The organism is Mycolicibacterium sp. P4_G11, from assembly GCF_056555145.1.
In genome coordinates, this window is the sequence record NZ_JBFUJW010000005.1 from 468,483 (window position 1) to 490,436 (window position 21,954).

A 21,954-nucleotide genomic window follows, 5' to 3' on the forward strand; every position below is an offset into this window, starting at 1 on the left:
TGGGCAGATGAATGCCGAACTGAGCACGGCAGTCGACGAGATTGCCCCCGATATCTACCGGCTATCCACCTGGATTCCTGGCATCACCGAGAACGGCTTCACGTTCAACCAATTCCTCCTGACCGGCGACGAGCCATTCCTCTTCCATTGCGGCCAGCGGCAGCTGTTCCCGATGGTGTCGGAGGCGATCAGCCAGGTCATCCCACTACCCAAGCTGCGCTGGATCTCGTTCGGACATCTCGAGGCCGACGAGTGCGGCGCGATGAACCTGCTGCTGGCCGCCGCCCCGCACGCCGAGGTTGTGCACGGCGGGCTCGCGTTGATGCTGTCACTGGTCGACATGTGCGACCGCCCACCCGTCGCCGCCCCTGGTGACACGCTGGATATCGGCGGACACCGGCTGCGATTCATCGCCACCCCGCACGTTCCCCACAATTGGGAGGCGGGCCTGTGGTTCGACGAGACCACTTCCACCCTGCTCGCCGGCGACCTCCTGACGCACACCGGGCATTGCCCGGCATTGACCGAATCCGATTGCGTGGCACCGGCGTTGGAGGCCGAGTCCATCTTCCACGCCACCGGCCTGACGACGAACCTCGCGCCAACACTCGAGCAGCTCGCCGCGCTGAATCCCTCAACCCTGGCCCTCATGCACGGCTCGTCCTACACCGGCGACGGCGCCGCCCAATTGCGAGCGCTCGCCGAGGGCTACGCCGAAATGGCAGCCACCGCCTAGAACGGCGCCGGTTCATCCCATTCCTCTGCGGCTAAGGCCATTTCGAGTTCACGACACCGGCGCCATTCCTCGGAGGCGACGCGTTCTTCGTTGACCATCCGGGCTTCGTTCGCCCATTGTTGGCGTTCCTGGGCTCGGGTGCGTTTGCGTTTAGGCATGCAGTATCCCCGCCCCGGTTTCCGCACCGGCTCCCCAGTGATTTCGGGAGTTCCGGTCGGCTTGCCGAGTTGCGGGTACCAGTGCGCACCTTCGGGTTTGGTGACGTAGGTGTGCCCAGTGGGCGCGGTCCACACCACGGTCCCGTCGGGGAACTGGTGATCGGTCCAGCCGTGGAACGTCTTGAGCAAGTGGTGAAACCGACACAGGCACTTGAGGTTTGACGGGTGCGTCGGCCCAGCCGGGTAGGGCACGGTGTGGTCGATGTCGCAGGCTTCAGCCGGCCGGTCACAGTCCGGGAAGCGGCACGTCAGGTCGCGGCACCGCACGAACTCCGCGAGCTTGGCCGACGGCCGGTACCGCGATTCGACGACATCCGGCGGGGTGTGCACCTGCCGCACCGTCGCGCCCTCGGCCAGTTGGGTCACTTGGCCTGCGGGGATCTGCCCGTACCCCGGCAGGAATCCCGGCGCACCACCGTCGAGGGTATCGGCGGCGGCGATCACGTGAATCACCGCGCGGGTCCCGACGGTCGGCGCCGGCAGCTCCACCCTGGTGGCGGGGCAGTCGGCGTCGCCGCACTGGCACTGCAGCCGGCCACCCCGGGCCAGGGCATCAATGGCGGCGGCGCGCCGCTGATCATGCGATCGCGGATCGTTCTTGCACACCCCGCGGGCCAGGTCATCGAGGGCCGCGTCCAGCACGGCAGCGGTCGCCGCATCCAGAGTGCCGCAGACGTTGGCACTTCCCGGGCCGCAGACGCGAATATCGAGGTAGCGGGCCTGCGACGGAGGCCGTGGTGCGTGCACCCCCGCTTGGTCGGAGGCGGCGATGATCGCGTCGATGCGTTGTTCCATCTTCGGTTTCGACAACCGCCCCCAGGACACGATCTTGGCCGCGAGGTCGGCGTCGACCTGCTGAGCGACGTCGTCATCGATGATCAGGTCGGTGCGCGAGACGATCATCGCGACCAGCACCGCATCGATCAGGCCTTTGGCATACACCGCCGCCACTTTCGGCAGCCGGGTGCGCAGCATCACCGCCCGGTCCACCTGCGCCTGCGCCCGCTTGCGGGACACCCCGAGAGCGGCGGCAACCTCGACCACCAACCCCGAATACCCGTCGATCGCCCAATACCGCTTCTCCACATCACCGTCGGGAGCCCGCAGGGCCCACAGGTCGCCGATCGCGGCCAGGCGACGGGCACCGGCGGCGTTCTCTTCCCGGGTAGCGAGGGTGATCGCGTCGACCGCCGCGGGCGCGGCGTGGGGACCACTATTCGATTCGAACATACGTGCGACATTACTCGCGCCTACCGACAAGAACGCGCCGAATGCACGGGCCTGCATCGACGACGGTTAGGACACCTAAACACAAGGACTGCAACAGGATTGGGACCGCTCGGTCATCGTCGATGCTTAGGTGGCCTAGCCTCCGAGCGCGGTCGCCCGACAGAGAGGCGAGGGTTCGCCCGGTCTCACGGCGAACGGTGGCATGCATCGATTAGCTGACCTAACCGCAGACGATCGCATCGCGGGAAGACGGGGGCGGCGCACGGTGGGGCGAAGGGAGCACAGGACCGGCCGCCGATTACTCAGCTCACCTAACCATCGACGATGCCGCGCCAGCCAGCCGACCGTTAGTCTCTCGCTATGAGCTACACCGACCAAAAAGCCTGGCGCACAATCCAACAGCACCTGCCGGCCGAGTACCGGATCAAGCCCGGCATGGAACCCACCGAGGAATGGTGGGATTGGCAGGGTCACCGCGTGCATCTCGACACGTACCGCAACCCGGACGCGCCGGTGAAGATCGTCCTTTTCCACGGTGTCGGCACCAACGGGCGCCAGATGAGCACCATCGCCGGGGCACCGCTGGCCCGGCGCGGCTACGAGACCATCGCCGTCGACATGCCTGGCTACGGAGTCACGGAAGTCGCGTCGGATGCGCTGGTCACGTACGACGACTGGGTCGCGGCCGGGATCGATCTCGTTGCGGCAGAACGCAAGCGCGACGACCGACCGATCCTGCTCTACGGGCTTAGCGCTGGCGGAATGCTCACCTACCACGTCGCCGCGATCAGCCCCCACGTGGCGGGCATCGTCGGTATGACGTTCCTGGACCAGCGCAACCCCCAGGTCCAGGTCGAGACCGCGCTCAGCCCGATGATGGGTCGCCTCGGCGGACCGATGATGGGCCGCGTCGCCCGGACACCACTGCGCCGGATGCGCATTCCGATGTGGGCGGTCAGCAAGATGCACACCCTCGTCAACGACAAAACGGCGCTGCGCGCCTGCCTCGCCGACCGTACGTCGGCAGGCAACTGGGTCTCCGTGGCGTTCCTCGCGTCGTACATGAACTACCAACCCGCCGTCGAACCGGAGGACTTCACCGCCTGTCCCGTCCTGCTGACCCAACCCGGAGCCGACCGGTGGACGCCGGAGCACCTCAGCGAACCGTTCCTGCGTCGGATCACCCGCGTTCCGGTGACGACGGTCGTGCTCGAGAACGCCGGCCACTACCCGCTCGAACTACCGGGCCTCGACCAGATGGTCAACGCCATCGACGAGTTCGCTCAGCCCATCGCCTCCAGCTAGGCCCAGCCCTGCCAAACCCAGCGTGAACAGCGCGTCACGGAATTACAGTCCAGGTACACCCGCCGGGCCGGCAAAGGAGTGCCCATGACCACCATCACCGCTCCCGTTGACGTGCTGGTCATCGGCGCCGGGATTTCCGGCATCGGCATGGCCTATCACCTCAAGACTTTTCGGCCGGGTACGTCGTTCACGGTGTTGGAGGGGCGGGACGCGATCGGCGGTACCTGGAGCCTGCATCAGTACCCGGGCATCCGGTCCGACTCGGACATGCCGACCTTCGGCTTCGGCTTCAAACCCTGGACGCACCGCAAGTCGATCGCCGACGGGCACATCATCCTGGACTACCTGCAGCAGACGGTCGCAGAGAACGGCCTCGCCGACCACCTCCGGTTCGGCCACCACGTCGATTCGGCGAATTTCGATTCCCACCAAGGGCTTTGGACCGTCACGACCACCCACGACGGCAAGACCGAGACCTTCACCTCGCGCTTCTTGTTCCTGGGCACCGGGTACTACGACTACGAGAACCCGTACATTCCCGACTTCCCCGGCCGCGACGACTTCGAGGGCCCGGTCATCCACCCCCAGCTGTGGCCGAAGGATTTGGACTACACCGGCAAGAACGTCGTCGTCATCGGCAGCGGCGCCACGGCCGTCACACTGATCCCGAACATGGCCGACAAGGCCGCGCACGTCACCATGCTGCAGCGCTCCCCGAGTTACGTGTTCTCGATTCCGGCATCCGACCCGATCGCCAATGTGCTCAACAAGGTGCTCGGCCACGAGCGGGCGTACAAGATCGTGCGGCGCAAGAACATCTCGCTGAACCGCGGAATGTACAAGATGTGCATGCGCTACCCCAAGGTCATGCGAAAGCTGTTGATCGCCAACGTAGCTCGGCAACTGCCCAAGAATTTCGACGTCGACACGCACTTCACACCCAAGTACAACCCATGGCAGCAGCGGCTGGCCATGGTGCCCGACGGCGATCTGTTCAAGATGGTCGCGTCGGGTAAGGCCTCGATCGTCACCGACCACATCGACCGGTTCACCAGGAACGGCATCGTGCTGAAGTCCGGACAGGAGCTGGCTGCCGACATCATCATCTCGGCGACCGGACTGAATATGACGCCCTTCGGCAAGATCGCGCTGAGCGTCGACGGGCACTCGCTCCACTTGCCCGACCTCACCGTCTACAAGGCGATGATGCTCTCCGGGGTGCCCAATTTCGCGTTCGCGGTCGGCTACACCAATATCGCCTGGACGTTGAAGGTCGATCTGGTGTGCGAGCACTTCTGCCGGATGCTCGATTACATGGACGAGCATGGCTACGGCAAGGTCGTCCCGATCCTGGAAGACGGCACGATGGAACGAGTTCCGTTGTTGGACATGACTTCCGGTTACGTCCAGCGGGCCGTGGCGCAGTTCCCGCGCGGCGGCACGTACGGCCCGTGGGCGTTCAAACATGCCTACGAAATGGATCAGGAGCGGCTGCGCAACGGGCCTATCGAAGACCCGGCTCTCGTCTTCACACCCGCTGCCGCACCACTGCCCGTGGTCTGACCGAAGGAGCGATCATGAGAACCGACTTCTTTTTCCTCAGCCACGGCGAGCGTTGTGCCGCTTGGCATCTGACCGCTGAGAGTGACGCGCTGGCCGGCCAGACGGGGCGGCCGTGCGTGGTCATGGCCCACGGCTTCGGCGGGACCCGCGACTCGGGCCTGCTCGCGTTCGCGGAGCCCTTCGCCGCCGCCGGTATGGACGTGGTGGTGTTCGACTACCGCGGCTTCGGCGATTCCGAAGGCGAACCGCGTCAATACATCTCGGCGAAGAAACAGCGGCAGGACTACCACGCCGCCATCGACGCCGCCAGAAATCTGCCGGGCGTCGACCGGGATCGCATCGCGCTCTGGGGCACCTCGTATTCCGGAGGGCACGTCATCGCCGTTGCCGCCGAGGACCAGCGGGTAGCCGCCGTGGTGTCGCTGTGTCCGGCGACCGACGGCATGGCCGCCCTGGTGCAGGGATTCCACGAGGCCGGCGCCGGGCCGCTGGCCCGTCTGGTCGCCCACGGCGTGCTCGACGCCGCGGGGGCGCGCCTCGGCCGCCGTCCGCACAACGTGCCGCTCACGGGGCAGCACGGCGCCACCGCGGCGCTCACGACTCCCGGCGCCGAAGAGGCTTACCTGGCCATGGCCGGCCCGACCTGGCGCAACGAATTCACCGCCCGCACGGTGCTGGAGGTCGCGTTCAACCGACCGACTGTGCACGCCAGCCAGCTTGAGTGCCCGCTGCTGGTCCAAGTCGGCACCAACGACCTCATCGCACCGCCCGACGCCGCCCGCCGCGCCGCGAAAAAGGCCGGCTACCTGGCCCATCTGTGCGAATACCCCGCCGACCATTTCGACTTCTACTCGGGGCCGTGCCACGAGGCGGCCCTCGCCGACGAGCTGACTTTCCTGACCCGAGTCCTCGATCCGATCCGCTCCACCGACGTGCATTTGCGGTCGACGAACCCGCCATCACCCAGGCTGGCGGTCAAACTGCCATGGTGAGCGCGTCCGCTTGGCATGATCTGCACCGAGTGTTGATCGAAAGGGCGGACCGTGATCTTCGACAGGGTTGTGGCAACGACTCGTAACTGGCTGGAAGTGGCCCGCTACGGCGGGTTGGAAACGGGTGAAGAGCCGTCGCCGTACGACGTCGTCGCCCAGGGCCGGATCCACAAGCTGCGGCGGTACCGCACCGACGGCGAGATGGGTCGGCCCCAGGTGCTGCTGGTGCCGCCGCTGATGCTGACCGCCGACGTGTTCGACGTGTCGCCGCAGGCCAGCGGGGTGCGCACGTTGATCGAGCACGGCATCGATCCGTGGATCATCGACTTCGGGTCGCCGGAGCAGGAGCCTGGCGGGCTCAAGCGCACCCTGGCCGATCACGTGCTGGCCATCGACGCGGCCATCGACGAGATCGTCGCCACCACCGGAACCAAGGTGCACCTCGCCGGGTACTCGCAGGGCGGCATGTTCTGCTACCAGGCGTCGGCGTACCGGCGCAGCGAAGGCATCGGCAGTGTCGTGACGTTCGGCAGCCCGGTGGACCTGAGCAAGACGGCCCCGATGGGCGTCCCTGCGGAACTCGCCATCCCCGGCATGGGCTTCGTCATGGAGAACGTGCTGCGCGGCCGGTCGGTGCCGGGCTGGGCGACCCGGTTGGGTTTCCAGATGCTCGACCCGGTGAAGGCGGTGACAGGGCAGCTGCAGTTCCTGTTCGCGCTGCACGACCGCGACGCGCTGTTGCCCCGTGAGGGCCAGCGTCGCTATTTGATGAACGACGGTTGGGTGGCGTGGCCCGGACCCGCACTCGCCGAGTTCTTGCAGCAGTTCCTGGTCCACAACCGGATGTTGACGGGTGGCTTCAGCATCGCCGGACGGCCCGTCACGCTCGCCGACATCACCTCGCCGATCCTGGCATTCGTCGGGGAAGTCGACGAAATCGCCCCTCCCGCATCGGTCCGCGGGATCGTCGGCGCCGCACCGCGCACCGAGATTTTCGAAAGCACCTTGCACGCAGGACATTTCGGTCTGGTGGTGGGTAGCACCGCGACGAACCACACCTGGCCGCTGGTGGCCGACTGGATGCGGTACGCCGACGGCCTCGGCCCGTTGCCGGAGCACGTCATCAAGGTCGACACCACGACGACCGTCGCCGAGACGGCGCCCGCGGGACCGGCCGAGGGCGTCCAGACCCTGATCGACGCCGGCCGCACGGTCGCCGGTTCGGTGGCCCGCTCGGTAGGCAACATGCGCGGCATGTTCGGCACGGTGGCACGCCAGATGCCGCGGTTGGCCCGCATCCGCAGCCTCGATGCGAACACGCGAATCTCGTTGGCGCTCTTGTTCGATGAACAGGCCCAGCACGCTCCCGACGACGTCAGCTTCATGTACGAGGACCGCAGCTACACCTACGGCGAGAACAAGGTCCGCATCGACGCCGTGGTGCGTGGCCTGCTCGCCGCGGGCGTGCGCGCCGGTGAGCACGTCGGCGTCATGATGGGCACCCGCCCCTCGGCGCTGGCCGTGGTGGTCGCACTGAACCGCATCGGCGCGGTCGTGGTGATGTTGCGGCCCGATGCCGACACCGCGCGGGAAGTCGAACTCGGCAAGGTGAACAGGGTGATTGCCGACCCGGAACACTCCGAGGCCGACTTCGCCGGGCGCCCGCTGCACACCTTCCTGCTCGACACGCCCTACCTGCATCGCGATCGCACCCTCACCGCGCTCGAGATCGGCGAGACGAACGCCGTGCGCATCCCCGACTGGTACCGCCCCAACCCGGGCCGCGCCGGTGAGCTCGCGTTCATCTTCTTCGGCGGGCCCGACGGCGACCCCCGACCCATCCGAGTCACCAACGGCCGCTTCGGATTGTCGGCGTACGGCACCGCGACGTCGGCGGAGTTGACCAATTCCGACACCGTCTACTGCATCAACCCGATCTACCACACCTCCGGCCTGCTCACCGGTATCGGCGGTGCCGTCGCCGGTGGTAGCCGCCTGGCCATGGCGACCGACCTGGACCCGACCACGTTCTGGACCGAAGTGCGCCGCTACGGCGTCACCATCGTCTGCTACACGTGGGCGCAACTGCGACCGTTGGTCAACGCCGCGCCGCAGCCCGCCGAGCGCAACCATTCGGTACGACTGTTCGTCGGTTCCGGTATGCCCCGCGGACTTTGGCGCCGGGTGCTCGATCGCTTCGCACCCGCCGGTGTCCTGGACTTCTGGGCCACCAGTGAGGGCGAGGCCATCCTGGCCAACATCAACCCGGCCAAGCCCGGGTCGCTGGGCCGGCCGCTGCCCGGCAGCGCGACGGTGGCGGTGGTGCGCTGGGATCCCGAAGCGCAGCAAGTCATTTCGGGTGACGACGGCTACGCGATCCGCTGCGACGACGACGAGGCCGGGCTACTGCTGGTGAAGATCGGCTCGGCGACCACGGCCTCCGCGCCGCCGATCCGGAACGTGTTCGACGCCGGCGACTCCTGGTTCTCGAGCGGCAGCCTGGTCAGCCGGGACGCCGACGGTGACTACTGGCTGATCGACTCCGTCGACACCCAAATCCACACCGCCGACGGCGTGGTGGCGTCCCTGGTGAGCACCGCGGCCATCGGCAAGCTGCCGGCCGTCGACCTGGTCCACACCTACGGGGTTCGGGACGGCGATGACGACATCGCGGTGACGGCACTGTCACTGGTCGACGGGCGGGACATCTCTGTCACCGACCTGAACGAGGCGCTGGCGAACCTGCCGGCCGAGCAACGGCCGGCGTTCGTCCGCGTCGTCGACGAGGTGCCGATGACGCCGTGGCACCGCCCGGTCGCCGGGCCGCTGCGCCGCGACCCCCTGCCACCCCCGGGCCGCTATTTCACCCGGACAGACGATGGCAGTTACAAGGAAAGCTGACACCAGCCTGACGACTTCGTCAATAATCTTCGTATGAAGAAGTCCGCAGCTGCAGTGCTTTTCCTGCTGGCGTCCGCGGCCGTACCGGCCGTCAGCACACCGGTCGCACACGCCGATGTGTGTGGCAGTGTCGGCGGCCGGCACGTCAGTGCCGGTGGGTGCACGAACGTCGCCGGCGACGCCGCGGTGGCCGCCGCCGCTCCGGAGGACGCGGCCGCCCAGGCTGCCGCGGGCCGGCCGCCGTGTTACACCCCGGCCGGGGTGCCCTACTACACACCGGGCGACTTGCCTTGTAACTGAGCTTCGCTGCGCCGAATGTGAAGTAGATCGCGAAGATTCAGCGAAATCTCGCCATCTACTTCACGTTCGACGTCGTTATGGTGAGTTCATGCATAAATCTCTGCAGCGTGCCGCCATCATCGCCGCGGCCGCCACGCGGACTGCGACAACGGCACCTGGTGGGACCCGGTGCAGAACCGGTGCCAGGCGCCGCTGGTGCAGAACTGTCCCGGCGGCTGGTGGGACCCGAACATCAACAGCTGCCGCCCGCCGGTCTCGACGACACCGCTCGACTGCCGCGACGGCGCCTGGTGGGACCCGATCAACAACATCTGCCGGCCGCCGGTGCTGCCTCCGCAGTAGCAGGTCCCGTCAGACCAGGTAGTACAGCTCCTCGGCGCTGCTGACGCCACCGGGGACCAGCCGCGACTCCGCGTAGCGGACCGCCTTGAGCGTTGCCGAGAACTCCCTCTCCCCTTCAGGGAAGATGCGCTCGTCCGGGAACCACTTTCGCAGCCCGACGTTGCCCAGGACGTCCAGAGTGTCGGGCCGAACGCCGGCCAGCAGGACTGTGACGCCCAGCTCGGTCAGGTCATGCAGGAACCGCTCGATACGCTCGATACCGACCGCGTCAGGGTTGCGGGCCCGTTTGAGACGGAGCACCACGAATTGGGTGCCTTCGGCCTTGACCCGCTCGGTGAGCGCGTCCAATGCATGCTCGATTTCCGGTGCGGCACCGAAGAACAACTCTCCTTCGATGTCGTAGATCAGCACCGCCGGATTGTCCGGCTCGTCGCCGACCCGTTCCCGGACGACGCGTTCCGGAGTGACCACGAGCTCGGCGATCTTGAGCTTGGAGGCCCGCGGGACGAACAGCAGGATCGACAGCAGCACGCCGAGCAGCACCGCCTTGTCCAGATCGATGACCACGCCGGTGATTGCCGTGACGATCACCAACCCGGCGTCGTAGCGAGATGCCCTGACCGTGTGCACCAGTCGCTGGAAATCAACCAGGCGAACCGCGGTCACCAGCAGCAGGCCGGCCAGCGCCGCCTTCGGAATGTAGCTCAGCAGCGGCGCGAACAGCAGCAGTGCGCCGGCGACCGCCACCGACGCGATGACGCCGGAAAACCGTGTGGCCGCGCCGGCTTGGAAGTTGATGGCAGACCGCGACAACGAACCCGAACCGGGCAGGCTCTGGAAGAAGCCGCCGCTGAGGTTGGCCAACCCTTCCGCCAGAATCTGCCGGTTGTAGTCGATCTTCTGCTGCGTCTGGTGCGCAATGGCTTTCGCAATCGACAGCGCCTCGATCAAGCCGATGAAAGCGACCGCCAACGCGCCCTCCGACAGATGCGGCAGCCACTCCCAATGCACCACCGGAATGTGGAAGTCGGGCAGGCTGGCGGGAATCTTTCCGGTGATCGACACCGCGGTCTTGCCCCCGTGTCCGGGTGTCGACCAGCCCGAGAAGTAGGCGATCAGCGCCGCAATGACCAAGACGGCAAGCATGTCGATCTGCGGCCAGCCGTAGCGCTGCACCAACTTTCGGAGCACCACGGCTGCGACGACGGCTGTGGCGCTCAGTACCACGGCTCGGTAGTTGATCGCGTCGCCGTGGAACAGCGTGAGGTAGGTGCGATACAGCACCTGCATGTTGCCGTTGCCCCGGTCCTTGACGCCGAGCGCATTTCCCAACTGGCCCAAGGCAAGTAGGAACGCGGCTGCCGCCATGAACCCGACGATCACGGACTCGGAGATGTAGCGGGTCAGGTCACCCAGTTTGAACACCGAGATCAGGATCTGAATGGTGCCGACCAGCACGGCGAGCAGGAACAGCGCTTCGAACAGTTCGGTGCGGTTCTCGGGATCGATGAACGCCAATGAGCTGAACACCAGTAGCGAGATGGCGCTGGTGGGTCCGTTGATCAGGTGTGACGACGAGCCGAATATCGACGCGATGAGCGTCACCACGATGGCCGAGAAGACGCCGTATTTGGGGTCGACGCCGGCGATCAGGGCGTAGGTCATGCCCTGCGGCAGCGCGATGGCGGCCACCGTCAGGCCGGCGATCAGATCGCGCCGGGCGAGGGTGCGGTCGTAGTTGTGTTTCAGGTTCGAAAGCAGGCTCACGATCCCACCACCGTTCGTTGCGCAGGAAGATGAATGGTGTCGACGATTCCGTTGTCGCCGAAGAACTTTTCGGCGGCGTCGTCCCAGTCCTTGGCGATCGCGGACACCGGGAACAGCGAGATGTCCGGCAACTTGGCCCGATACTTGGCCTGGATCTGCGGGTTGATCGAGCGGTAACCGTACTGCGCAATGACGTCTTGGGCAGGGTCGGTGAACAGGTAGTTCAGGTAGGCCTTCGCATAGGCCTCGGTCTTCTTGCCGGCCACGTTCGTATCTACCCAGGCCACCGCAGGTTCGGCCTTGATGCTCACTGGTGGATACACGATCTGCAGCTCGTTGGGTGCCGCAGCCACTTCCCGGATGGCTTCGTTCTCCCACGTCAGGTGCACATCGCCGATCTTCTGCACGGCGAAGCTGGTGGCCGCGCCGCGCGCGCCCTCATCGGCGACGGCGACGTGCTTGAACAACGCCGCCAGGTAGTCGTGGGCCGCCGCCTCAGAGCCACCGCGGGTCGTCACCGAACCCCACCCGGCGAGCACGCTGAGCTTGCCGTTGCCCGACGTGCGCGGGTCCGGGGTCACCACCGAGACATCGCCCTTGACCAGATCGGGCCAGTCATGGACGTTCTTCGGGTTGTCCTTGCGGACCACGAACACGATGGTCGACGTATAGGGGACCGAGTTGTTGGGTAGCCGGTGCTGCCAGTCCTTGGCGATCAGCCCGCGCTTGGCCAGCTTGTCGACGTCACTGACCAAGGCCAGTGAGACCACACCGGCTTTCGACGTGCCGTCGATGACGTTGCGCGCCTGCCGGCCGGATCCGCCGTGCGACTGCGCGATGTCGACGGTGACGCCGGACTGCTTGCGGTACTGCGCGATGAACTGCGGGTCCAGCGCCGCGTACAGCTCGCGCGTCGGGTCGTACGACACGTTCAGCAGTGCATCCGGCGATGAACCGTGAATGTTCTTGAACCCGATCAGAACTCCGGCCACCGCGATGGCGACGACGCCGACCACACCGAGCGGGGATATGTGTTTTCTGCTCATCGCCACCTCTGTTCACTACGGAAGATCGACGTTAGGCAGCAGGACGCGCCGGGGCAGCGGTCTGGATCAGCGCGATCGGATCTCCCGTAGCCTGATGGCCGATGAACCACACACGGCTCACCATGTCTGCCACCGCTGCGCTGGCGGTCGCGCTGCTCGCGGGCTGCGACAGCACCACCCCCGGCAGCCCGAAGTCGGGACTCCCCGCGGGCGAATCGTCTGCCGTGAGCACCCCGACACCATCCGAAAAGGCCATCCGCCCGGTGCCGGTCAGCCCGATCCCGGCACCGAGCGCCGCGCCGCCTACCGCGCAGGCCCTTGCTCCGCAGAACGGCTACGTCTTCGTCGCGACGAAGTCCGGCCAGACCCGGTGCCAGCTCAACACTGACGCGGTCGATTGCGAGTCGGCCTTCGCCAACGCCCCGACGATCGACGGGGAGACCGCGCGCGGCGTCCGGGTCACCGCTGCCGGCAAATTGTCTTGGGGGGTGGGCAATCTCGGGGCCATCCCGACGGTCACCCTCGACTACCAGACGTACTCGGCGGTGGGGTGGACCATCCTCGCCGGAGCCGAAGGCACCCGGTTCACCAATGCCGGTACCGGCCACGGGATGTTCGTCTCGACCGCGGGCGTGAAGGCGTTCTGAGCAACTAGGCTGGCCGACATGGACTTCCGGGTATTCGTCGAACCGCAGCAGGGTGCCACCTACGCCGACCAGCTTGCCGTGGCGCAGGCCGCCGAAAGCCTCGGCTACTCGGCGTTTTTCCGGTCCGACCATTGCCTGGCCATGGCCGGTGACGGGCTGCCCGGCCCCACCGATTCGTGGGTGACACTCGGCGGCATCGCCCGCGAGACCAGCACCATCCGGCTCGGCACCATGGTCACCTCGGCGACGTTCCGGCATCCCGGCCCGCTCGCCATCGCCGTCGCACAGGTCGACGAAATGAGCGGTGGCCGTGTGGAATTGGGCCTGGGCGCCGGCTGGTTCGCCGAGGAGCACGAGGCCTACGCCATTCCGTTCCCACCGCTGGGCGAGCGCTTCGACCGGCTGGACGAGCAGCTGCAGATCATCACCGGCTTCTGGGACACCCCGGTCGGCGAACACTTCGACTTCGCCGGAAAGCACTACACCGTCAAGAACTCCCCGGCCCTCCCGAAGCCGGCGCAGGCCCACCCGCCGGTGATCATCGGTGGCGGCGGCGCCAAGCGGACTCCGGCGTTGGCCGCCCGGTTCGCGTCCGAGTTCAACATCCCGTTCGTCGATATCGAGACGCTCACCACCCAGTTCGGCCGGGTGCGGGCAGCCGTGGCAGCAGCGGGCCGGGCACCCGAGAGCATCACGTACTCGGCAGCTTTCGTGCTGTGCGCGGGCAAAGACGATGCGGAGATCGCCCGCCGGGCCGCCGCCATCGGCCGCGAGGTCGACGAGATGCGCAGCAACTCCCCCACCGTCGGCACTCCGGCCGAGATCGTCGACAAGCTGGCGCCGTTCGTCGCCGCGGGGGTCGAGCGCATCTACCTTCAGGTGCTGGACATGGCCGACCTCGACCACATCGACTTCTTCAGCACGGAAGTCATTCCACAGCTACGCTGACCGGCCATGACCGAGCGGCCGTGGCACGAGCGCACCCCGCACGTCGTCGGCGCCAGCATCGCGGCGGTCGCCGCGATCGCGCTGCTGTATTTCGCGGGGTCATGGCTGACGCGGCACTACAACCAGCCGCAGCCCCCGCCGGTGCCCGTCATCGTGGATGACTCGAGTCACTCGGCCACGACCACAACGGCGACGACCTCCCCGACGTCGACCAGCTACCCGTCGACGACGCCGACGACCACCGACATCGACCTGCCGCTCACGACTGACACGACGTCGACCACGACCACGACCGCGCCGTCGGGCGACAGCACGACCACCCGCCGCACCCCGACACCAACGACGTCGACGTCGATCACCCAGTCCCGGCGCACCCACCCGACGGGGCCGCGCCCGCACTAGTGCGTGAAGAACTCGATCATCAGGACCTGGAGTTCACCGACGCAGCCACCGAGGATGGCGCCGATGGCGATCATCAACGGCTCGTCGTCCTTGAACACCGGCCGCAGAATCGACTCGTACTCCTCGTTGGAGAGCTGATTCATCTTCTCGACGATCGTGCGCTCGAGGTCGATCTGGCTCATGGCGTAGTCCTGCGCGTCCAGCAGCGTGTCCGGCAGCCGCTCGATGACCAGCTCGACGATCCGGTCCTTCAGCGCGTTGTACTTCGACGTGCCGACCGCGAACTTCACGACGGTGCCGGTCAACCCGCCGACCTCGCTGTCGATCGCGGCCTCGACCTCGCGCGCGATCATGGCGAACAGCTTGTCCGCACCCGGGCCCTTGAGGATGCCGTCGAAGAGAATGTCGGGAGCGAAGAGATCCTCGGAGAGGATGCGGGCGTAGTCCGCGGTGATCTTCTCGCGCTGGGCGTGCAGCAGCCCCTGGAACTTGATGAAGCCCAGGTACTTCGTCGGCTTGACCGGTCGGAACAGCATGTTCAGCGCGATGTAGTCGCTGACCAGACCGATACCGAAACCGAACGCCGGCATGATCCACGGCAGTTTGAAAATGGCCCAGACGAACATCTGCGCGGTGCCGATGATCAAGCCGAAGTAGATACCGCTGCGCCGCACGAACGCCATGGCGTCGTCGCTCAGGCCGCGCATCAGCTTGTTGAGCTTGTCCTTGTTGCGCACCAGCGTGGTGACCGCAAGGAACTGCAGGTCGACGAACCGGCTCAGGTCCGTCTGCATCTCGTTCAGCATCTTCTCGGTGATGCGCGGCGCCTGGGAGTGGATGCGGTTCAGGATGGCCTGCCGCCCGGCCTCGGGCAGCGAATTCCACAGGCCCGGGCGGATCTCTTCGGCGACATCGCGGGCGATGTCATTGATCGACGCCGCCAGCGGTTCGCGCAACGCCTCGACGGCCTCTTTGGCGTCGATCCGGGACAACAGCTCCTCGGGTTTGAGCAGGTTCGCGGTGAGCAGCTCGATGGTTGTGGAGCCGACCTTGCCGGCGCGCCGCGGGATGATGCCCTGCCAGCCGATGGGACCGATGCCCTTGAACTCCAGCGGCCGGTAGATCATCTCCATCGCGACGATCTTGGTGCTCCAGCCGACGAACGCGGCCACCAGCGGCATGGAGAAGTAGATGATCCAGTGCTCGCGGAAGTCGAGAAGGATCTCGGTCAAAGACATCAGTGCCACCCGTCTTGGTTGTCCTCCGCGGTGGCGGCGGCCCACAGCGATCGGCCCAGCGGCGACAACGTCAACGTCAGCTTCTCCACCTTGGCGGGCAGCGGACCCTTCGACGCGGCCTTGATCGCGTTGAGGACGATGGTCTCAGCCATCAACACCTCATACTCGGTTTTCAGCGCAGAATCCTCCGGCCCGATCTCCACGAGGCGCAGCGCCAGCAAATGCCCGACGTACTGCGGCGTCATCTGCGGGAGCGCGACGTTCGCGGTCCGGCCGACCAGTGCCGCGTTCTCCAGCACCGCCTTGCGGGTCCGGTCGAACACGTTGACCAACGGAGAGACGGAGCCGTCGGACAGCGCTCCGACGATGCGGGCCTCGTCGGCGACCAACTGATCGAGCAGGTGGTGGTACAGCTCGGTCTGGCTGCCGGCGGTGTTCTGGTCGAGCGCCCGATTCAGCAGCTGGCTCATCTTGGAGTTGAGCGAGTCGTCGCTGTCTGCCTGTTTGGACGTATCGCCCGCCGAGACGACGTCGTCGTCGCCTTCTTCCGGTTCCAGTTCGTTGAGGCCTTTACGCAGCGCGCCGACGATCTGCTGTTCGGTCCAGCTGTAGACGTCGAGCCCGAGTCGAGCGGCGTCGACCGCGCGTCCTACCAGTCCAAAGGGGTCAAACGATTGAGCCACCCGCAAACGGTAGCTGCGCTGGGTACCAAATGGCGAACGATCTCGAATATCTCACCTTCCCTGCGCCGCGTAGTCGGCGACCAGGGCCTCGGCACTGCGCACAGCGGCCTTGCAGGCGCGTGCGGTGAAGGGGTCGTTGAGCGGGTGATCGGCCCGTCGACGCCACCGCTGCACCGCCGCGAACGCCGCCCGCGGGCCGTCATACGGCGCATCGTTGCTCAACCCCAGCCGGCTCGCCGCATCGGTGCCCGACCCACCGATGATGCGGCGCAGTGAGGCCATCTCGTCGGAGTTCAATGTGGTTGGACGGGAACGCAATTGACCGAGCAGGCGCAGCTCTTCGAAGGCGTGGGTATCGGCCAGCAGCGGATCGATGTCCGCCAGGATGAACGGCGTCGCGTAAATGGGATTGGCGTCCACGAAGCGGCGCAGCGAGCGCAGCGCCGTGTGCGCCTTGAGCATGTCGGCGCGCTGCGCGAACTGCTGGTCGATGACGTCGCGCAGGGACACCAGCCCGCTGCGTTCCAGCAGCTCGTCAGCCAGCCCCTGCGAGTCGGTGACACCGGCGCGCAGCACCGCGATCGCGATCCGGATGCCGAACATGCCGAACCGGTCCAGCAGCGCGGCCCGGGTGATGGCGTCCACCGGCAGCGAATCATCCTGTCGGGCAAAACGATCCGCCGACAGCATGGCCTTGGTCAGAGCGGTAGCGCCGTCACCATCCAGGGCAGCCAGCTTCTGCAGTGCCGTGAACTCACTCTGCTGCAACGTGCGCGCGGTCAGCGCCAGCAGCCCCGATACCGGGACGACGGCCTGGCAGACTCCGGTCCGGTCCAGCTCCGTCGTGAACCGGGTGGCCACCTCACGGGCCGACATCATCGCGTCGATGCGTCCGGCCCCGATCTCGTCGGCGCGCGAGGCCACCCCGATGACGCCAAGGGCACCCGAGCCGCTGCCGACGAGTTCCCCGATCTGCTTGAGCAGCGCGATGTCTGGCGCGTTGAGAGTTCGCAGCAGGAACACGACGGCGTCCACGCGCGGGACGCCGTCCCGCGGCACCAGAAGTTGCAGCGTCCGGTCGGACACGTCACGCGACAGCGACGACGTGCCCGGGGTGTCGATGATGGTGGTGTGCTCCAATTCGACTGCGGGCCACTGCACGTCGAGATCGACGATGTCTCCCACGTTGGCCGCGCCCTGCGCCCCGGAGTACCTCGCGAGGTCGAACGTCAGGCCGTCGGCACGGGTGATCGGCACGTCGGTGCGGCGGCCGTCCCGATGATTGGCGGTGACGCGCGGCGCCGTGCCGTGCCGGAACCAGGTGACCAGGCGGGTGGCCTCGGTGGCGTCGGTGGGCGCAATCTCCTCGCCCACAAGCGCATTCACCAGTGTCGACTTGCCGGACTTGAGGGTGCCGGCCAAGGCGATCCGGATGGGTTGATCGAGCCGCCGGGCGATCCAGTCCAGTTCGGCCAGGGCCTGCGGCCGGTGCTGGAAAACGGGGTCGGATCGGTAGGCAGAGGTGACGCCGCCCAGGATGGCGCGGACGCGGGCGCTTGTGCTCACTGGGCCAGCGACGGCGTCAGTTTCACCGCGTTGTCGAGGACCTGGCGCAGAATGTTCAACTGCCGCTCCAGTTCCCGCACGCGGTTGTCGCGTTCGCCCGCTTCGATCTGTGCTGAGGCGAGCATCGCCTGCAGCGATTCGTTGAGCGATCGGGTGGTCTGGTTGGCGATGCCACGGTAGTGATCACGCAAGTGGCGCTGGATGTTTCGCAGCCGGTCGCGCGACTCTTTACCGACGGCGAACGACACGTCGTCGACGAACCGGCGGACGTTCATCTTCGCCTCGCCGCGCACGCGCAGCATCCGGTTCTCCATGTCTTCCTTGTATGCCTTGCGGCCCAGCACAAGTCCGGCGCCCAGCGACAGCGGGTTGAACATGCCCAGCCCGGCGAACGACGTCAGCATGCCGAACATCAGCACACCGCCATACGACCCGCGCATCCCGGTGATCACCTTGTGTCCGGCCCTGATCGGCTGGGACTCCAGCGGCGCCACGGGGTTGAACTCACCCAGGCCGGCACCCATGTCGCGGGCCCTGACCTCGGCCAGTTCCACGGAGTCCAACCCGGCCTGGACGAAGTTGCGGGCCACCTCGGCGGCCAGCGCCTCGGCACGTTGGTGGGCCCAGACGAAGTTGTCGCCGACGGCGGTGGCGACCACGTTCTCCAGCTCGGCGCCGATCTCGGCCCAGTGCTGGGTGGGATCGCAGCCGTCGATGATGCGCTCGGTGTGCGAGGTGATGTTGCGGAACCGGTTGCGCAGGTCATGGTCGACGTCGGCGGTCAGGTCGGCGATACCGTCGTTGAGCACCTGTTGCCACAATGCGGTCTGCTGCAACGCCTCCTGCGCTTCGTCCTTCTTGCGCTCCAGCTCGGCTTTGATCCGCTCGATCTTGTCGGGGTCGTTGATCGCGGCCAGCTCGGTGGACACCGTCAGCGTGAGATGCTCGGCGGCCGCATGGATTTCGGTGACGACCTCGTCCTTGATCCGGTCGTTCTCACGGCTGAGCACCTTGTCGGTGAGGAACTTGATGATCGCCGGGAAGTTGGACTCGTCGTTGAGTTCCTTGTCACCCAGGGCCAGCGCGTGGGTGCGCAGCGCCGAAGAAACTGGAGTCACCGGGAGCGACAAGCGCGCACGCTGCAGGTGCGCATCGTTGGCCGCGACGATCTCCCGCCAGTGCGGGTACAGGTCGGTCTTGGTGGCGACAATCGTTGCCACCGGACAGATTTCGACGGCCTGGCGGATGAACGTGAGTTCGGGGGCGGTGAACTCCTGGCTGGTGTCGCTGACCATCAGAAGGGCGTCGGCGTCGGGCAGCAGTCCCAGCGTCGCCGACAGGTGGGGCTGTCCCAGTCCGCCCACACCGGGGGTGTCGACGAAGGTGAGTCCGCCTTTGAGCATGGGGCTGGGCGCCGCGACCTCGACGCGCAGCACCTGACGGCCTTGCGCTTGCGGAGCCTGCCGCAGATCGGTCGACAGCTGGTTGGGCGGGATGGCGACGACGGACGGATCGCCACCTTCCTGGGGCGAGGCCAGCACGAGTTCCGCGGCCGCCGCATCGCCGTAGTGCACGACGGTGGTGAGCACGGTGCTCTCGTCGTCACCGACCCGCGCGACCGGCATGTTCAGCAACGAGTTCAGCAACTGGCTCTTGCCCTGCTTGAGCTGGCCGGCGATGACCACCCGGATCTGTGGATCGCTGATCCGGGTCTTCGCCGCCAGCAACCGCTGCGCCAGGTCGTCGCGGTCGTTGAGGCCCGCGATCCGGCTGGTGTGGTCGATCAACTCGACGATCACCGCGACCGGGCGCGGATTCGCCTCGTTCGGTTGCGTCACTGGGCTCTCCTCGACTGCATTCTCGCTGACTAACGGTATGCGCAAACGACCGGCGGGGCCTGTAGGTGGCCCCGCCGGAACGGTTTGTCGCGATCGATCAGTGCATGTGCGGATCGATGTGGGTGTTGTGGCTCATGTCGGTGGTGGTGTGGGTTTCGACCGGTGCGTAGGTGTTCATGCTGGCCTCGTGCACCGAGTTGTCGGCGACCGTGCTGTGCACGGAGTTGTCGGCGGTCAGATCGGTGTGGGTGGTGTTCCCGCTGCCGATGTTGGTGTGGGTGCTGTTGCCGCTACCGATGCTGGTGTTGGCCGTGTTCCCGCTGTTCAGGCTGGTGTTCACCGTCGAGGAGTGCGACGAGTCGTCGATGACGCTCTTGTTGCCGCTGCCCAGGTCGCCACCGACCGTGGTCTGGCTGCCACCGACGTGCGTCGACGTGGTGTTGCCGTCGTTGATGACGATGTTGCCACCGCTGCCGCCGCTGCCCGCGTTGGCGTGGCCGCCACCGAGCAGGCCGCCGCCGGCGCTGGCGCTGCCGCCGTTGCCGCCACCGGTGTTGACGTCGCTGATGACCGGGCCGTGGTTACCGGCGATGACGTTGCCGCCCGCGGTGGTCGAGCTGTCGCTCGCGTGGTTGCCGGTGCCGACGATCACCGGGGAGTGGCTGCCGGTGAGGATGTCGCCGTTGGTGACGGTGTTGCCGTCGCCCTGCACCGCGCCCTTGCCGCTGGCGATGTCACCGTGGTTGTTACCCGCGATGTTGACGCCGCCGTCGCCCTGCTGGACGTGGCTGCCGCCGAGGGTGATGTCACCGAAGCCCAGGTTGAAGGCACCCTGCTGGGCGTTGGCGCCGGCGTGCTGGTCGGGGCTCAGCACCGGGATGTCGTTGCCACTGGCGATCGGCACGTTGTTGTGGCTCGCGAAGTCGGTCTGGTTGCGGCTGGCGAACTCGGTCTGCGGGGCGAATGCGGTCTGCGGGGAGAACGGCGAGGACATGCTGTAGTAGTCCGAGACCGCGTTCTGCAGGCCGACGACCGGGTCGCCGCCACCGAGCACCACACCGGCCGGGACGGCGCTGGCGGCGACTGCGGCGATCTGCGCGGAGGTGACGCCGGCCAGGCCGGCGTCGCGCATGGTCTGCTCGGGGTTCGCGACGAACGAGCTCGCGACGGTGGGGAAGCGGAACAGGTCGATGATGAATTCGATCAGGCTGGTCATTGGAGTCCCTTTCGTTGGGGTGTTGCTCTTGGAAGTTTTGGGTTGCCGTTGTGTCCGGCGAACTGAGAACAACGTTAGGGGCCGTCAAGGGCCCTGCAAACGGGGCAACCACCCCTACCCCCAATGGAACATAGTGGGGTATCGCTACTCCCCCAATTAGGGGATTAGGGGATAACTAGGGTGTTTGCTGAGTATGCGGTGAGAAAACGCAAAACGCCGGTGGCCATGGCGGCCACCGGCGTTTGTCGGGTGTGAGCTGGTCAGCTGAAGAAGTCGAAGCCCTGATGGTGCTCGAGGCCGGCCGACGGGTCTGCGGTGTCGATCGGGTGCCAATCGAGCGCGCCCGGATCCGACAGCTGCCCAGAGTCGACGACCGGCACATCGCCCTGCAGGCCCAGGTCGTCGGACACGGCCAGGTCCGGCACGGTGTCGTGGACCGGCAGGCCCGGTCCGCCGTCGAATCCACCCAGGTCAGGATCAGAAATCACGTGCGGGGACACGACTGTCGGCACGTGGGTGTTGACGGCGTCGAAGGCGTCGAAAGCCGCGGTGGCAGCACCACTGGTCCATACGTTGACGCTCGGATCGTCGAATCCGACGGTCGGTACGCCACCCGCCATGGAGGACACCGTCCCCAGGGACTCGGACACCACCGGGATCAGGTGCGCGACGTCCGCCGTGGTGACGCCACTGAGGTTGGCGTCGGCGATGGCACCGGCGGGGTCGGCGGCGTAGTGGGCCGCCACGTCGGGATCGCGGACCACCGACATGACGAAATCCAGTAGCGGATTTGCCACGGCACATACTCCTTCCGTCGATTCGACATTTCGGGTCTCACACCAGGTAGACCCCTCGATAACTATTTTGATGCTATCGCCGATATAGCTCCTGGAGATCGGTGCTGACCCCAGCACCCGACACCTCCCGTTAGGGGCACTCCCATTAGGGATTTACCAATCGTTAGGGGATTGTGTCCCACCCCCAGGCCGCCAGCGCATAGGGTGGCCACAGTTCGA

The 21,954-nt window shown here is 66.5% G+C and carries 19 protein-coding genes; 10 read left to right on the forward strand and 9 right to left on the reverse strand.

Going from position 1 to position 21,954, the window contains the following annotated elements; translation table 11 throughout:
- Positions 1-19: 19 nt before the first annotated feature.
- Positions 20-736, forward strand: coding sequence for an oxygen-binding di-iron domain-containing protein (locus tag AC1U2B_RS13610; protein WP_480217304.1), 717 nt, complete (start codon positions 20-22; stop codon positions 734-736).
- Here AC1U2B_RS13610 and AC1U2B_RS13615 read toward each other — a convergent pair.
- A complete protein-coding gene (locus tag AC1U2B_RS13615; protein WP_480217192.1) occupies positions 733-2,184 on the reverse strand; it encodes an HNH endonuclease signature motif containing protein in 1,452 nt (483 codons plus the stop codon). The two genes, AC1U2B_RS13610 and AC1U2B_RS13615, sit on opposite strands and share 4 nt — an antisense overlap.
- Positions 2,185-2,544: 360 nt before the next feature.
- Here AC1U2B_RS13615 and AC1U2B_RS13620 point away from each other — a divergent pair, with 360 nt between their 5' ends.
- The 6 genes from AC1U2B_RS13620 to AC1U2B_RS13645 all read left to right on the forward strand — a co-directional run bounded on the left by AC1U2B_RS13620 (position 2,545) and on the right by AC1U2B_RS13645 (position 9,587).
- Complete coding sequence (locus AC1U2B_RS13620; RefSeq protein ID WP_480217193.1) at positions 2,545-3,489, forward strand: alpha/beta hydrolase; 945 nt, start codon at positions 2,545-2,547, stop codon at positions 3,487-3,489.
- 84 nt (positions 3,490-3,573) lie between these two features.
- On the forward strand, positions 3,574-5,052 hold the full coding sequence (locus tag AC1U2B_RS13625) for a flavin-containing monooxygenase (protein WP_480217194.1): 1,479 nt from the start codon (positions 3,574-3,576) through the stop codon (positions 5,050-5,052).
- 14 nt (positions 5,053-5,066) lie between these two features.
- A complete protein-coding gene (locus tag AC1U2B_RS13630) occupies positions 5,067-6,044 on the forward strand; it encodes an alpha/beta hydrolase (RefSeq protein WP_480217195.1) in 978 nt (325 codons plus the stop codon).
- Between the two features lie 51 nt (positions 6,045-6,095).
- Positions 6,096-8,945 carry an AMP-binding protein gene (locus AC1U2B_RS13635; RefSeq protein WP_480217196.1) on the forward strand — a complete coding sequence of 950 codons (2,850 nt, stop codon included), beginning with the start codon at positions 6,096-6,098 and terminating at the stop codon, positions 8,943-8,945.
- A gap of 33 nt (positions 8,946-8,978) precedes the next feature.
- On the forward strand, positions 8,979-9,245 hold the full coding sequence (locus AC1U2B_RS13640) for a hypothetical protein (protein ID WP_166651430.1): 267 nt from the start codon (positions 8,979-8,981) through the stop codon (positions 9,243-9,245).
- A 96-nt stretch (positions 9,246-9,341) separates the two neighbouring features.
- The gene (locus tag AC1U2B_RS13645; RefSeq protein WP_480217305.1) at positions 9,342-9,587 is read left to right on the forward strand and encodes a hypothetical protein; all 246 of its coding nucleotides are present in this window, start codon (positions 9,342-9,344) and stop codon (positions 9,585-9,587) included.
- A gap of 9 nt (positions 9,588-9,596) precedes the next feature.
- Here AC1U2B_RS13645 and AC1U2B_RS13650 read toward each other — a convergent pair whose 3' ends face one another.
- On the reverse strand, positions 9,597-11,354 hold the full coding sequence (locus AC1U2B_RS13650) for a SulP family inorganic anion transporter (RefSeq protein WP_480217197.1): 1,758 nt from the start codon (positions 11,352-11,354) through the stop codon (positions 9,597-9,599).
- Positions 11,351-12,400: a sulfate ABC transporter substrate-binding protein gene (locus tag AC1U2B_RS13655; RefSeq protein ID WP_480217198.1), complete on the reverse strand. Its 1,050-nt coding sequence runs from the start codon at positions 12,398-12,400 to the stop codon at positions 11,351-11,353. Before AC1U2B_RS13655 ends, AC1U2B_RS13650 begins: the two co-directional genes overlap by 4 nt.
- Positions 12,401-12,501: 101 nt before the next feature.
- Between AC1U2B_RS13655 and AC1U2B_RS13660 the strand changes: the two genes are divergently transcribed.
- Genes AC1U2B_RS13660 through AC1U2B_RS13670 form a run of 3 tightly spaced genes read left to right on the forward strand, consistent with a single transcriptional unit; the run spans position 12,502 to position 14,397 of the window.
- Positions 12,502-13,047: a hypothetical protein gene (locus AC1U2B_RS13660; RefSeq protein WP_260933938.1), complete on the forward strand. Its 546-nt coding sequence runs from the start codon at positions 12,502-12,504 to the stop codon at positions 13,045-13,047.
- Between the two features lie 18 nt (positions 13,048-13,065).
- Positions 13,066-13,995, forward strand: a complete 930-nt coding sequence (locus AC1U2B_RS13665) for an LLM class F420-dependent oxidoreductase (RefSeq protein WP_480217199.1) — start codon at positions 13,066-13,068, stop codon at positions 13,993-13,995.
- A 6-nt stretch (positions 13,996-14,001) separates the two neighbouring features.
- Complete coding sequence (locus AC1U2B_RS13670) at positions 14,002-14,397, forward strand: hypothetical protein (protein WP_480217200.1); 396 nt, start codon at positions 14,002-14,004, stop codon at positions 14,395-14,397.
- Here AC1U2B_RS13670 and AC1U2B_RS13675 read toward each other — a convergent pair.
- The 6 genes from AC1U2B_RS13675 to AC1U2B_RS13700 form a co-directional block, all read right to left on the reverse strand.
- On the reverse strand, positions 14,394-15,635 hold the full coding sequence (locus AC1U2B_RS13675) for a DUF445 domain-containing protein (protein ID WP_480217201.1): 1,242 nt from the start codon (positions 15,633-15,635) through the stop codon (positions 14,394-14,396). The two genes, AC1U2B_RS13670 and AC1U2B_RS13675, sit on opposite strands and share 4 nt — an antisense overlap.
- On the reverse strand, positions 15,635-16,318 hold the full coding sequence (locus AC1U2B_RS13680) for an Abi-alpha family protein (protein WP_260933948.1): 684 nt from the start codon (positions 16,316-16,318) through the stop codon (positions 15,635-15,637). Before AC1U2B_RS13680 ends, AC1U2B_RS13675 begins: the two co-directional genes overlap by 1 nt.
- A 51-nt stretch (positions 16,319-16,369) precedes the next feature.
- Positions 16,370-17,884 (reverse strand): dynamin family protein, encoded by a 1,515-nt coding sequence (locus AC1U2B_RS13685; protein ID WP_480217202.1) that lies wholly within the window; start codon positions 17,882-17,884, stop codon positions 16,370-16,372.
- Positions 17,881-19,767 carry a dynamin family protein gene (locus tag AC1U2B_RS13690; RefSeq protein ID WP_480217203.1) on the reverse strand — a complete coding sequence of 629 codons (1,887 nt, stop codon included), beginning with the start codon at positions 19,765-19,767 and terminating at the stop codon, positions 17,881-17,883. Before AC1U2B_RS13690 ends, AC1U2B_RS13685 begins: the two co-directional genes overlap by 4 nt.
- Before the next feature lie 52 nt (positions 19,768-19,819).
- The gene (locus AC1U2B_RS13695) at positions 19,820-20,938 is read right to left on the reverse strand and encodes an IniB N-terminal domain-containing protein (protein ID WP_480217204.1); all 1,119 of its coding nucleotides are present in this window, start codon (positions 20,936-20,938) and stop codon (positions 19,820-19,822) included.
- Positions 20,939-21,198: 260 nt separating this feature from the next.
- Positions 21,199-21,735 carry an Rv0340 family IniB-related protein gene (locus AC1U2B_RS13700; protein ID WP_480217205.1) on the reverse strand — a complete coding sequence of 179 codons (537 nt, stop codon included), beginning with the start codon at positions 21,733-21,735 and terminating at the stop codon, positions 21,199-21,201.
- Positions 21,736-21,954: the final 219 nt, after the last annotated feature.